General features: G+C 52.7%; 13 protein-coding genes and 1 tRNA gene. 3 read left to right on the forward strand and 11 right to left on the reverse strand.

Annotated elements, in window-relative coordinates; translation table 11 throughout:
* Positions 1-37 precede the first annotated feature (37 nt).
* The 5 genes from glyA to HEQ72_RS01800 form a co-directional block, all read right to left on the reverse strand.
* The gene (gene glyA / locus HEQ72_RS01785; RefSeq protein WP_168022399.1) at positions 38-1,339 is read right to left on the reverse strand and encodes a serine hydroxymethyltransferase; all 1,302 of its coding nucleotides are present in this window, start codon (positions 1,337-1,339) and stop codon (positions 38-40) included.
* Positions 1,340-1,406: 67 nt separating this feature from the next.
* Positions 1,407-1,841 (reverse strand): ribose 5-phosphate isomerase B, encoded by a 435-nt coding sequence (rpiB, locus tag HEQ72_RS01790; protein ID WP_168018843.1) that lies wholly within the window; start codon positions 1,839-1,841, stop codon positions 1,407-1,409.
* Between the two features lie 91 nt (positions 1,842-1,932).
* A complete protein-coding gene (locus tag HEQ72_RS11790) occupies positions 1,933-2,217 on the reverse strand; it encodes a DUF6898 family protein (RefSeq protein WP_416046648.1) in 285 nt (94 codons plus the stop codon).
* A 67-nt stretch (positions 2,218-2,284) separates the two neighbouring features.
* Positions 2,285-2,360, reverse strand: a tRNA-Glu gene (locus HEQ72_RS01795).
* A gap of 79 nt (positions 2,361-2,439) precedes the next feature.
* Complete coding sequence (locus tag HEQ72_RS01800; RefSeq protein ID WP_168022400.1) at positions 2,440-3,534, reverse strand: enoyl-CoA hydratase/isomerase family protein; 1,095 nt, start codon at positions 3,532-3,534, stop codon at positions 2,440-2,442.
* 267 nt (positions 3,535-3,801) lie between these two features.
* On the opposite strand from HEQ72_RS01800, the gene hemB reads away from it, so the two are divergent.
* Positions 3,802-4,815 (forward strand): porphobilinogen synthase, encoded by a 1,014-nt coding sequence (hemB, locus tag HEQ72_RS01805; protein WP_245183040.1) that lies wholly within the window; start codon positions 3,802-3,804, stop codon positions 4,813-4,815.
* Between the two features lie 2 nt (positions 4,816-4,817).
* Here hemB and HEQ72_RS01810 read toward each other — a convergent pair whose 3' ends face one another.
* Positions 4,818-5,309 (reverse strand): bactofilin family protein, encoded by a 492-nt coding sequence (locus HEQ72_RS01810; RefSeq protein WP_168018841.1) that lies wholly within the window; start codon positions 5,307-5,309, stop codon positions 4,818-4,820.
* The gene (locus HEQ72_RS11340; RefSeq protein WP_168018840.1) at positions 5,293-6,585 is read right to left on the reverse strand and encodes a peptidoglycan DD-metalloendopeptidase family protein; all 1,293 of its coding nucleotides are present in this window, start codon (positions 6,583-6,585) and stop codon (positions 5,293-5,295) included. Before HEQ72_RS11340 ends, HEQ72_RS01810 begins: the two co-directional genes overlap by 17 nt.
* Positions 6,586-6,796: 211 nt before the next feature.
* On the opposite strand from HEQ72_RS11340, the gene HEQ72_RS01820 reads away from it, so the two are divergent.
* Entirely contained in the window at positions 6,797-7,318 is a 522-nt protein-coding gene (locus HEQ72_RS01820) for a phosphatidylglycerophosphatase A (RefSeq protein WP_168018838.1), read from the forward strand.
* Between the two features lie 14 nt (positions 7,319-7,332).
* Positions 7,333-7,824: a CinA family protein gene (locus HEQ72_RS01825; RefSeq protein WP_066135465.1), complete on the forward strand. Its 492-nt coding sequence runs from the start codon at positions 7,333-7,335 to the stop codon at positions 7,822-7,824.
* Positions 7,825-7,938: 114 nt separating this feature from the next.
* Here the strand turns inward: HEQ72_RS01825 and HEQ72_RS01830 are convergent, their stop codons facing one another.
* From HEQ72_RS01830 to HEQ72_RS01845, 4 genes are read right to left on the reverse strand one after another with little or no spacing between them, the layout of a single operon-like run.
* A complete protein-coding gene (locus HEQ72_RS01830) occupies positions 7,939-8,391 on the reverse strand; it encodes a type II toxin-antitoxin system RatA family toxin (RefSeq protein WP_168022401.1) in 453 nt (150 codons plus the stop codon).
* A gap of 3 nt (positions 8,392-8,394) precedes the next feature.
* Complete coding sequence (gene lipA / locus HEQ72_RS01835; RefSeq protein WP_168022402.1) at positions 8,395-9,351, reverse strand: lipoyl synthase; 957 nt, start codon at positions 9,349-9,351, stop codon at positions 8,395-8,397.
* Between the two features lie 47 nt (positions 9,352-9,398).
* Complete coding sequence (lpdA, locus tag HEQ72_RS01840; protein WP_168018832.1) at positions 9,399-10,799, reverse strand: dihydrolipoyl dehydrogenase; 1,401 nt, start codon at positions 10,797-10,799, stop codon at positions 9,399-9,401.
* 32 nt (positions 10,800-10,831) lie between these two features.
* A complete protein-coding gene (locus HEQ72_RS01845; RefSeq protein WP_168018830.1) occupies positions 10,832-12,124 on the reverse strand; it encodes a pyruvate dehydrogenase complex dihydrolipoamide acetyltransferase in 1,293 nt (430 codons plus the stop codon).
* Between the last annotated feature and the right edge of the window lie 17 nt (positions 12,125-12,141).

A 12,141-nucleotide genomic window follows, 5' to 3' on the forward strand; every position in this document is an offset into this window, starting at 1 on the left:
AGTAATCCCCTGCGATACTTCACATTCTCGCCGGAGCTTACAACATTTTATCCCCATGAGGATAGATGGGGAACTGGCGGCACAACGCGCCGACTTCGGCCCGCACAGCCGCTTCGACCACGCCATTGTCCTCTCGGCTGGCAGACAATCCATCCAGGACCCGAATAATCAGACGACCAACAGTCCGGAATTCCTGTTCACCAAAACCGCGTGTAGTTCCAGCTGGCGTACCCAAGCGAATACCGGATGTTACCGTCGGCTTCTCCGGATCAAATGGAATGCCGTTCTTATTACAGGTAATGCCGGCGCGCTCCAGAGAAGCTTCCGTGATATTACCCGTCAAACCCTTGGGACGCAGGTCCACAAGCATCAAATGCGTATCGGTGCCACCCGTTACAATATCAAGCCCTCCCTTGACGAGTTCATCGGCAAGGGCACGGGCATTGGTGACAATCTGGGCCGCATAGTCACGGAACTCCGGACGCAACGCCTCTCCAAAAGCAACGGCCTTGGCTGCAATAATATGCATCAGCGGCCCACCCTGAAGACCAGGGAACACGGCTGTATTGATTTTTTTTGCCAACTCCGGATTGTTGGTCATGATCATACCACCACGCGGGCCTCGCAAGGTCTTGTGCGTTGTGGTCGTGACGATGTCAGCAAACGGTACAGGGCTGGGATGAACACCACCAGCTACCAACCCTGCAAAGTGAGCCATATCCACGAGAAGCAAAGCCCCAACCTTGTCGGCAATAGCCCGGAAACGGGCAAAGTCAATATGACGCGGAATAGCAGAACCACCCGCGATAATTAACTTTGGTTTATGTTCCGTTGCCAAACGGTCCACCTGGTCATAGTCGACGCCAGAGTCTTCGCGCCGCACGCCGTACTGGATGGCATTGAACCACTTGCCGGACTGGGCCGGAGGAGCACCATGAGTAAGATGACCGCCAGCAGCCAAGCTCATACCCAGTATGGTATCGCCAGGCTGAAGAAGGGCCTGGAACACAGCACCGTTTGCCTGGGCTCCGGAATGTGGTTGGACGTTGACAAACTCAACACCAAAAAGATTCTTGGCCCGTTCTATTGCCAAGGATTCCGCAACGTCCACGCACTCACAGCCACCGTAGTACCGTTTCCCTGGATATCCTTCCGCATACTTGTTCGTCAGCACCGATCCTGCGGCCTGTAGCACAGCCCTGGAAACAATATTCTCTGACGCAATCAGCTCTATCTGATCCTGCTGGCGACGCAGCTCTGCGGATAATGAGGCCATTACCTCAGGATCGGCAGCAGAGATATCCTGCGTAAAGTAGGCGGGAGAAACGGCGTAGGTCATCAACAAGCATCCTCTGTGACAGGGCATTATGCACCCGGGCCAAAAACAACTGATAGAACAGCAGGCGTCAGCTTATCTTCTCAATACGAGCACAATGGCGCCCACCCTCAAATGCGGTACTCATAAATACACTCAAACAATCAATTGCTGTCTCCACGCCGGTTGTGCGCCCCCCCAGCACAATGACATTGGCATCGTTGTGCTGGCGCGCCAACCGTGCGCCAAGGGCATCATGCACAAGTGCAGCGCGAACGTGACGATAACGATTGGCCGCCATGGAAATACCAATACCGGACCCACACAGCAAAATCCCAACATCAGCAGCACCTGCCGCCAAGGATTCCGCCATTTTCCCAGCGTAATCAGGGTAGTCTACAGAATCAGGGCTGTTCGTTCCAAGATCGAGAAGAGCACAGCCCGCCGAAACCAAGTGTCCAACCAAGGCTTTCTTGAGATCAAGCGCTGCATGATCATTGGCAATAGCCACAGATTTTGGCGTCATTTACAGAACTGCCGCAATAAGAAGAACGGATGGTAATCTTATATACACGTTTGTTTACCTGCGCCATTCAAAAGAGGCAGAGACAATACATTCACGGTTTCTTTGAGCGATTCAGGACCCAAAGCAGCCGGCGCAGGGCTGCCTTTTGCATAAGGGTCGTCGGCAAGGCAGCCGGACAAATAACCTTTACTTCCGTATTTGTGGGCACATGTATCGCAGAAACTTGTGCTGAATTCCCAAGAATTCTTATTTCAAACAGCACCTCATCTGATGATGGCGCAGCCATGCATGCCTTCCCCACAACAAGCTCTACACGAGACAACCTGCCAAACCGCACGCAAGTGGTGTGGTTTTCTGCACTCATATATTTTGGCATTAGGGACGATTCCAAGCCCACATCGCAACTATACAGCACGTCGAGTGGTTGTCAGCGACTTTGTGTATGGCGTCCCCACGGGGATTCGAACCCCGGTCGCCGCCGTGAAAGGGCGGTGTCCTAGGCCTCTAGACGATGGGGACGCAGGCTCAGGAAGGCGCACGTTGTAATTCTTGTTTCCCAACCCCGTCAAGATCTTTTTCTTCAAAAGAATATACTCTCTCAACAGAACACAAGCTCCCCTTCCTCTGCGGGCCTGAAATAGGCATCGACCTCAGCAGGAGAAATGCTGTCGATATTTTTCGGTACCCAGACAGGGTTCCTGTCCTTGTCAATCAGAGCTGCCCGTACACCTTCAAGGAAATCATGTCCCAACGCCATTCTTGGCGCCAACCTATATTCCAAGGACATCGCCGTATCAAAATCCAGCTCTGCACCGCTCTGCATCTGGTTAAACGTAACAAGAAGTGACAGCGGGGATTTCCTGAGCAACTCTTCACGTTGCTGACACGCCCACCGCGTTCCCTCTGCCGCCAGATCCTTAAGGATCATCGCCACGGAGCACCCAGAAAAACACCGCCGTATTTCCTCTTGCAAAGCTTGCAATGGCGCCGGCCCCGCGTCTTCAGAAAACTGGTTCAGAACGCCATCTATTGTGTCAAGGACGCGTGATGCATCGCAGCCTTCAAGAGCACAGGCCAACGCATCAAGAAAATCATCCCGACGATTGCTGGGCATGAAATGCGTAGCGGCACCGGTAAATACCGTGTCAGCCGCTGCCATCCTGGCACCTGTCAAAGCCAGATATAAACCGGTACGACCCGGCATACGCGGCAGGAAGAAAGTTCCCCCGACATCGGGAAAGAGGCCAATTCCGGTCTCGGGCATGGCAAAAACAGTACGCTCCGTTGCAATGCGACGCGTTCCATGTACAGACAAACCAACACCGCCCCCCATGGTGATGCCATCCATAAAAGCCAGAAACGGTTTTGGATAAACCTTTATCAAGCGGTTCAGGCGATATTCAGAAGAAAAAAACTGCCGCAGCGCTATGACATCGCCACATCGACCCGCATCAGCCATGGCACGGATATCACCACCGGCACAAAAAGCACGATTCCCTGCCCCCTCGATCAAAACAGCCTTGATTGCATCATCGTGCATCCACGCCTGGAGCTGCTGCGTAAGAAGAATAACCTGCTCCAGAGACAGGGCATTCAACGCCTCCGGCCTGTTCAACAAAACCAGACCCAAGCCATTTCGGGCAGAAAATACAACCTCATCAGAGACTGCATGAATCTCGGAGATACACACCATAACCCCCCCCCCTCGAACCCACAAAGAACACGAACAATCTGAATTCCTGGAGAGCATACACTACAGCAAGACTAACCGCCTCAGGAGTACATAATGCCTATCCCCCAACACCACCGCAGTATACTCATTCACTCAAACAAAGGCACTCCCCCAAGGAATGGGACACATAAAACGTTCACGCTTCTTTATTTCTGATATTGGCGAACATGACTGTCCTGGGCCATTATTGCGGCGCTCACTCTGCATCACCAAAGGTCTCCCCCCGTCATGACTGCTGCCTCTTTGTCCGGATCCTTCCCTCGCCTGCGCATGCGCCGCAACCGTCAACACGAATGGTCCCGGCGCCTGATGGCTGAGAAGAGCGTAACAGTCAATGACCTGATATGGCCTGTTTTTATTGTTGAAGGCAAGGAAAGGCAGGAACCCGTTGCATCAATGCCTGGCGTCTTTCGCTATAGCACCGACTGCTTGGTTGACGTATCACGCGAGGCTTACTCTCTTGGCATTCCAGCACTTGCTCTTTTTCCATGTATTGAAGACCCGTTGAAGAACAGTACGGCAACCGAAGCCCATAATCCCGATAACCTAGTCAACCGCACCATCCGTACACTGAAGGCCGCATGCCCCGAACTAGGGATTATATGCGATGTCGCTTTGGATCCCTATACAGATACAGGGCACGATGGCTTGGTCCATAATGGGCATGTTATCAATGATGAAACTGTTGCTGTCCTGGTACAACAAGCCCTGCAACAGGCTAAATCAGGGGCTGATGCTGTCGCGCCTTCTGACATGATGGATGGCCGGGTGGGCGCTGTGCGCGATGCCTTGGATTCGGCTGGATTCAGCAACGTACAAATCATCGCCTATGCGGCCAAATATGCTTCAGCGTTCTATGGCCCTTTCAGAGATGCAATAGGTTCTGCCCAGTCCCTCAAAAGTGGAAATAAGAAAAGCTACCAGATGGACCCATCCAACAGTGACGAAGCCATGCGGGAGGTTGCCTTGGACATTCAGGAAGGGGCCGACGCCATCATTATAAAACCGGGGATGCCTTATCTTGATATCCTGTCCAAAGTAAAAAATTCTTTCAAGATACCAACTTGGGCCTATCAGGTAAGTGGGGAATACGCCATGCTACAGGCTGCGTCCCAGAACGGGTGGCTGGACCGTGACCGCGCGATGATGGAAAGTTTGCTGTGCTTCAAGAGGGCCGGAGCCGATGCCATCATGACCTACTACGCCCTTGAAGCAGCCAGAAAAATCGTCAAGGCCCGTTAAACTCAGGCACCGACGACTGTATCCAGAACATCTTCTTCCTGACTTGCCGTAGCGCTGCGACTGCTGTCCGTAAGGCGCAAGCCGGCACCACGGGCCTTGTCAGACACATCAAGGGCTGCCCCACCACAGTCCGACGACATACGACGACAATGCCCCTCCAAGAACGCCCCGGGCTCTATAGCCAAGCTTTCATGGGTTACATCACCAACCATGCGCGAGGTCGAAGCCAGAAAAACATTCCGGGCATGGATTTGCCCCATCAGCTGGCCATGCAGACGTACCGTTTCGGCCCTTACATGGCCCGACACCGTCCCGCTGACCCCAATTGTCAACGTTTGGCAGTCGATATCACCTTCAACAGCCCCATCAATTTGCATCTCACCCGTTCCGACAAAATTGCCCGTTACAGACAGATCGCCGGCAACAATAGAAGGTACTGAGGCGGAACCTTTTGAACGGTGATCGCCGCGAGTCTTGCTATCCTTTGAAAACATGTGCACCCGCCCTGATAAACTTCTGGGGATTGCGCGGAACATCGTTGACAAGAACTTCATAGTGCAAATGAGCACCAGTTGAACGACCGCTGTTCCCCAACAGCCCGACAACAACAGACCGGTCAACCCGGTCGCCCTTTTTCACAACGATCTTCGACAAATGGCCGTAACGTGTTTTCAAGCCGTTACCATGCTCGACCTCGACCATGCGACCATAGCGCCCGCGCCAACCGGCAAACGCAACCGTGCCTTGGCCTGTTGCATAAACCGAAGACCTCCAAGGAGCGCGAATATCGAGCCCTTGATGCACAGCCTTGACACCATTGATCGGATCCGAGCGAACACCGAATGGACTACTAAGGCTCCACTTGACTTTGACCGGGAATCCCAGGGGCAAGGTATCGACAAGGCCCTGATACGCATTCCAGCGCTCGACATGCGTGTTCAACGAGACCAGAGAATTCTTCAGCTCCTGAGTATCTGTATCAGCCGGATCGAATGGCACAAATGGACCGCCCTGCCCACTATTGTTACGGGGCAATGACATCAGCTTGTTGATATCAATACCTGTACCCGCCATGGCCTCATGCAGCTCCTCGGCACGATCCCCTGCAATGCCCGAGAACCGACGAAGTAAAGCAACTTGGTTCTCGGCCATTTCGGCCATACGATATTCAAGATCATCAACCCGGCCACGGAGAACTTCACTCTCAGAGACGGCATCGTCTCGTTCACGTTCTGTCTGGCGGAGCTGAATCTCCACATCTTCCAGCGAGAAAACAGAAGATGGCACATGATCTGGCAACGAAGCCAGACTCTGTTCTACAGCACCCAACGCTTCACGGAGCGAGTCATATTCCCGACGGACATCATCCAGCTCCCGTCCCTTCTTGCCTGCTGACTTGGTAGTTTCGCCCGCAAGCTGAACAGCACGGCCATGGCTCCGGTCAAGACCAGCGGCCACATCCATAAGCCTCCGTCTCTGGTCAGCAATTTCGTCGAGCAAGGCATGATGGGCAGCCTTGGAATACTGTATCTCCTGGTGACGCTGTTCCAGCTCGTCACTATAGACGCGCACACCCCACGTCGCGTAAACAGACCACCCCAAAGCAGTGACCGATAGAAGGACAGAGGCCGCTTGGAATGCTGTCGTCAGCCGGAATGAACGCAGCGATCGCCCTTCTTGGCACAAGACAAGGCGCCGCTCGGGAAACACGCGCTCCACCGCCCGCAACAGTTTTGCCTGCTTGTACTTTCTTGGGTCGTAGAGCGACATGGTCTTCCTGAGCAAGATGGGTCTGGCATAGAAACTCTACGCATACTGTCGAAAAAATTCAGCAGATGGTACCTTCACCTCATAACCACCACGAAAAGAACCTTTTCCACATAATGAAAGCTACATTTGGTTGCCGCCATAACGCAAGAAAAACAGTTACATTATCTCTGTCTTTACCTGATACGGCAAAAATATGGACCTGCATCTCTCCATGAAACAAGAGCCCACAACCGAAGAACAGCACCAAGCACGCAAACCTTCCTGCCTTGTCTTGATAATTGCTACGTGGTTTGGCAGCGGCTTGTCACCTGTCATGCCGGGAACAGCGGGATCAATGGCCGCGCTCCCCTTTGCCGCAATCATCATGTGGCCATGCGGACCAGAGATTGGTCGCTGGTTACTGTTTGGCGCGGCATCAGGGCTTTTTCTTGCTGGCTGGTACTACAGCAATATTTATATGCGTGCAGCGTCGCAACATGATCCAAAAGAGGTTGTTGTTGACGAGGTTGTGGGGCAATGGCTTGTCCTGTGCGCTGTACCAGCAACCCCAATCAATTGGCTTCTGTCTTTTATCCTCTTCCGGATTACGGATATTGTGAAACCCTTCCCTATTTCTTACATCGACAAACATGTCAAAGGAGGCTTGGGTGTCATGCTGGATGACATTGCAGCATCTCTATATGCCATCATCGTCGCACTGCTCTGCCTGAACTACGAGATCATCATAAAGTGAAAAGGGTATAATGCATGTTCTCAGATCAAATGATAGCCGAGGCAGAACGTACACTGGATATGTGTCGTGATAAAGATGTACGATTGGTTACGGCTGAATCCTGCACTGGTGGGCTGATTGCAGCGTGTCTCACCGCTATTCCGGGCAGCTCTGATATTCTTGAGGCGGGGTTTGTGGCCTATGCCAATGTAGCAAAAGAAACAATGCTGGGAGTGCCTCCTTCATTGATCAGGATCAAGGGAGCCGTCAGCGAAGATGTTGCCCTGGCAATGGCACGAGGCGCACTCCGGGCTTCATCCGCAGATCTGGCTGTTGCCGTAACGGGTATCGCTGGCCCTGGCGGCGGAAGCCCGGACAAACCTGTCGGGCTGGTCCACATTGCTGTCGCAACAAGCTTGGGGGGCATAGCGCATAGCGCAGACATCATCAAGGGAACACGCCACGAAGTCAGGGAAGAAACAGTTCTTCGCGCACTCAGGCTTATAAGAACAACTATAAGCCAATAGGCTATAGTTTATTAAAATTCATTTCATCAATGGCAGAATGAATAAATCTATTGTGAGGAAAGAAAAAGCCAAGAAAACGTATAAAAACCATGCTACAGCCCTGAGATAGAAAATCTATCGCTGAGAGTTTTCTGATCCATAAAGAATTTCAGCGCGTGCCTCAAACGCGGAAACCATCTTCGCAACAGCCTCACCAAAAAGAAAACCTATGATCTTTTGCAGGAGGGGAGAGCGAAACTCAAAATCGACATAAAAATCGATCCAAGTTCCATGGTCATCTGGATCTTCGACAAAAATCCAATGCGTGTTCATATGCTTGAAGGGTCCTTCCGAATAGGAAACATCTACACGATCGGGAGATGTCAGCTCAACCTTGGACGTGAACCGCTCCTTCACCATCTTGAAGCCAATAACCAAGTCCGCCCAGAACACATCTCCTTCCCGCCTGTTAATTCTGGCAGCAAGGCACCAAGGCAAGAACTCAGGGTACTTCTCGACATCCGCAACCAAGGCAAAAAGCTGCTCTTTTGTATACGGCAGCTTTCTCTTTTCAGCATGTGTCGGCATATCTCAGCAACTGTCTTTCACAGAACGAGGTGACAACGCCGCTGCCCGGAGTTGCTCATCCCTGGCACGCCGCAGGGCATAAAAGTCACGATCTGCATGATACGAAGAGCGCGTGAGCGGAGAAGAAGCAACCAGCAAAAAGCCTTTTGCACGTCCCATACGGGCGTAATCCTCAAACTCGTCCAGGGGAACAAAGCGTTCCACCTTCGCATGGCGGGGTGTCGGCTGAAGATACTGGCCAATGGTCATAAAATCAACATCAGCGGCACGCAGATCATCCATGAGGTTCAGAACCTCCTGTCGATCCTCACCAAGACCAACCATAATGCCTGATTTTGTGAAAATAGACGGATCAAGCTCCTTGACACGGGACAGAAGCTGCAAAGACCCAAAGTAACGCGCACCGGGCCTTATAGCATTATACAGCCGTGGCACTGTTTCAAGGTTGTGGTTGAAAACATCCGGCTTGGCCTCGACAACAACTTCCAAGGCACCCTGCTTGTGACGAAAGTCGGGCGTCAACACTTCAATTGTGGAAAAGGGAGCCGTATCACGAATAGCCCGGATAACCTTGGCAAAATGGGCAGCACCCCCGTCTTCCAGATCATCACGGTCAACCGAGGTAATCACAACATGGTTCAGACCCATGCTTGCAACAGCATCCGCAACATTCTGCGGCTCGTTGGGATCAAGCCGGTTTGGCTTGCCCGTTTTTACATTACAGAAACGGCATGCACGCGTGCAGATTTCGCCCATGATCATCATGGTCGCGTGCTTCTTCTTCCAACACTCCCCTATATTGGGGCACGCTGCTTCCTCACACACCGTAACCAAAGACTTGGATCGCATAAGCGCACGGGTTTCTTCAAACTCCTGTGACGTTGGAGCTTTGACACGAATCCAGTCCGGCTTGCGCAAAGGTGCTGCTTCCTTGTCGTGAAAAGATTCCATTGTGCTCATGCGATCCTCGTTTGTTCACGGATTACCGTGAATACAGCACCAAGCTATCAGAAGTGAATAGCCCGACCCCATGCATCCAGGACAGATTCATGCATCATCTCGGAAAGGGTCGGATGCGGGAATACAGTATGCATCAGATCTGCTTCTGTGGTTTCCAGCGTTTTGGCAATACCAAAGCCTTGGATCATCTCTGTCACCTCGGCCCCGATCATGTGAGCACCCAACAACTCGCCCGTTTTGGCGTCAAACACCGTTTTGACAAGCCCTTCCGGCTCTCCCATGGCGATCGCCTTGCCGTTACCAACAAATGGGAACCGACCAACCTTGACCTCGTGACCGGCTTCTTTTGCCTTGGCTTCGGTAAGGCCCACAGAAGCGACCTGAGGATGGCAATACGTACATCCAGGTATCGTGGAGCGATTGATGGGATGAACATCCTTCACGCCTGCAATCTTCTCGACACACACGATGCCTTCATGGCTGGCCTTGTGCGCAAGCCACGGACCAAAAGTGATATCGCCAATAGCATAAACGCCGGCCTCACCTGTCCGACACCATTCATCAACTTGGACGATGCCACGTTCAACCTTTACAGCCGTCCCCTCCAGCCCAATATTTTCGATATTGGCCTGAATACCGACGGCAAGAATCACGCGGTCCACCACAAGATCCTGGCTCTTGCCATCTTTCTCGACAGTCACAACAGCATTCGTTGCCGAGGTCTTGATGCCCTTTACCGAGGCCTTGGTCATGATCTTCATGCCCTGTTTCTCAAGGGACTTCTGCAGAAGCCCTGATATTTCAGCGTCTTCAGCCGGAACGATTCGGTCCATCACCTCGACAACAGTAACATCAGCACCAAACGCATTAAAGAAACTGGCGAATTCAATGCCTATAGCACCAGACCCAACTACCAGAAGAGACTTGGGCATTGTATCAGGGACCAAGGCATTCTTGTAGGTCCACACAATCTTGCCATCGGGCTCGATGCCCGGCAACGTACGCGCTCTGGCCCCTGTTGCCAGGATAATGTGGGGGGCAAACAAGCTGGCGATAACCTTGCCGTTGTTTTCGACAGAAACCTTGCCTTTTCCGGCAAGGCGGCCGAAACCATCAAAAACTTGGACCTTGTTTTTCTTGAGCAAATGTTTAACGCCAGAGGAAAGCTGGGAAGCAACCCCTCTCGACCGCTTCACAATGGCCTGCAGATCAAACGTAGCCCCTTGCACCGCAAGGCCGTATTCCTTGGCGTGCCGGAAAGTACGATAAACATCAGCAGAGCGCAAAAGTGCTTTGGTAGGGATACAGCCCCAGTTCAGGCAAATACCACCCAGATGTTCACGCTCGACAACAGCTGTTTTAAGGCCCAGCTGGGCGGCCCTGATGGCCGCCACATAACCGCCGGGACCACCCCCGACAACCACAACGTCAAAGGACGTATCGGACATTACATTTCTCCGTTTCGGTCAGATCAGGGCAATCACAGCATAAGCTGGACAGGGTCTTCCAAGAGCGGCTTCAAGGCCGCGAGGAACTGGGCCCCAACTGCTCCATCAACAGACCGGTGATCAACAGAAAGGGTCACGGTCATCATCGTTCGCACGGCAACAGCCCCGTCACGAACAACAACGCGCTCTTCACCCGCGCCAACAGCCAAGATGCAGCTTTGTGGCGGGTTTATAATGGCAGAGAATGACTTGATGCCATACATCCCCAAATTGGAAATGCTGAATCCGCCACCTTGGAATTCTTCAGGGCGCAGCTTGCCATCCCTTGCCTTCTTCGCAAGAGCCTTCATCTCCGTAGAGATTGTTGCCAGCCCCTTACGGTCTGCATTGCGGATAACCGGTGTAATAAGACCGCCCTCTGTCGCCACCGCAACGGAGATATCAATCTCATCAAACCGCAAAATGGCTTCATCCGTCCACATGGCATTGGCAGCCGGCACTTTCTGGAGGGCCAGTGCACATGCCTTGATGACAAAATCATTGACAGACAGCTTGTGCCCCGCATCGGGAACATTGTTAAGCTGTTTGCGCAGGGCCATCAGGGCATCCAGCTCCACATCAACGGTCAGATAGAAATGAGGAACTGTCTGCTTGGCTTCCGACAGACGTCGGGCAATGGTCTTGCGGATCCCGGTATTGGGTTCAGCTGTATAAGCCTGCCATGGCATGGGCTGCAACTGCGGAGACGAAGATGCTTTAGGGGCCGGAGCAACCGGAGCAGAAGAAGCAGGAGCCACGCGCGCTGTCACGCCGGATGCCAAGACTTCCTGAATATCATGGCGCACAATGCGACCACGTGGACCGCTTCCTTTGAGCACGGAAAGGTCCAACCCGGCTTCTTTTGCCAAACGACGCGCCAAGGGACTAGCGAATACACGCGTAGCCCCACCGGATGCAGAAGCCGACCGAGACACCGAAACCGAAGAGGCCGGAGAAGATGACACAGCGGCAGGAGCTGCAGTCTTTGCTTCAACCTTAGGCGAAGAAGCCGTCATCAGCGCATCAAGAGCGGCATGATCGTCACCTTCTTCCAGCAAAAGAGCGATCGGCTCATTCACCGCAACGCCCTGCGTGCCCGCAGGAATCAAGACACGCGCCAGAATACCCTCGTCGACAGCCTCAAATTCCATGGTTGCCTTGTCCGTTTCGATCTCGGCAATCACATCACCAGCTGAAATTGCATCACCTTCTTTTTTCAGCCACTTGGCCAGCGTGCCTTCCGTCATGGTCGGAGACAGGGCCGGCATCAGAATCTTTTGAGCCATAACAATATTCCCCTCAC

Source organism: Haematospirillum sp. 15-248 (assembly GCF_012102665.1).
In the GTDB taxonomy this organism is placed as follows: domain Bacteria; phylum Pseudomonadota; class Alphaproteobacteria; order Rhodospirillales; family Rhodospirillaceae; genus Haematospirillum.

Bases quoted from the DNA above. Each gene is read 5' to 3' on its own strand.
- HEQ72_RS01830 (WP_168022401.1), bottom strand. From the start codon at position 8,391: ATGCCGACACATGCTGAAAAGAGAAAGCTGCCGTATACAAAAGAGCAG.
- HEQ72_RS01820 (WP_168018838.1), top strand. From the start codon at position 6,797: ATGAAACAAGAGCCCACAACCGAAGAACAGCACCAAGCACGCAAACCT.
- glyA (WP_168022399.1), bottom strand. From the start codon at position 1,339: ATGACCTACGCCGTTTCTCCCGCCTACTTTACGCAGGATATCTCTGCT.
- HEQ72_RS01825 (WP_066135465.1), top strand. From the start codon at position 7,333: ATGTTCTCAGATCAAATGATAGCCGAGGCAGAACGTACACTGGATATG.
- HEQ72_RS01845 (WP_168018830.1), bottom strand. From the start codon at position 12,124: ATGGCTCAAAAGATTCTGATGCCGGCCCTGTCTCCGACCATGACGGAA.
- HEQ72_RS01800 (WP_168022400.1), bottom strand. From the start codon at position 3,534: ATGGTGTGTATCTCCGAGATTCATGCAGTCTCTGATGAGGTTGTATTT.
- hemB (WP_245183040.1), top strand. From the start codon at position 3,802: ATGACTGCTGCCTCTTTGTCCGGATCCTTCCCTCGCCTGCGCATGCGC.
- HEQ72_RS11340 (WP_168018840.1), bottom strand. From the start codon at position 6,585: ATGTCGCTCTACGACCCAAGAAAGTACAAGCAGGCAAAACTGTTGCGG.
- lipA (WP_168022402.1), bottom strand. From the start codon at position 9,351: ATGAGCACAATGGAATCTTTTCACGACAAGGAAGCAGCACCTTTGCGC.
- HEQ72_RS11790 (WP_416046648.1), bottom strand. From the start codon at position 2,217: ATGCCAAAATATATGAGTGCAGAAAACCACACCACTTGCGTGCGGTTT.
- lpdA (WP_168018832.1), bottom strand. From the start codon at position 10,799: ATGTCCGATACGTCCTTTGACGTTGTGGTTGTCGGGGGTGGTCCCGGC.
- rpiB (WP_168018843.1), bottom strand. From the start codon at position 1,841: ATGACGCCAAAATCTGTGGCTATTGCCAATGATCATGCAGCGCTTGAT.
- HEQ72_RS01810 (WP_168018841.1), bottom strand. From the start codon at position 5,309: ATGTTTTCAAAGGATAGCAAGACTCGCGGCGATCACCGTTCAAAAGGT.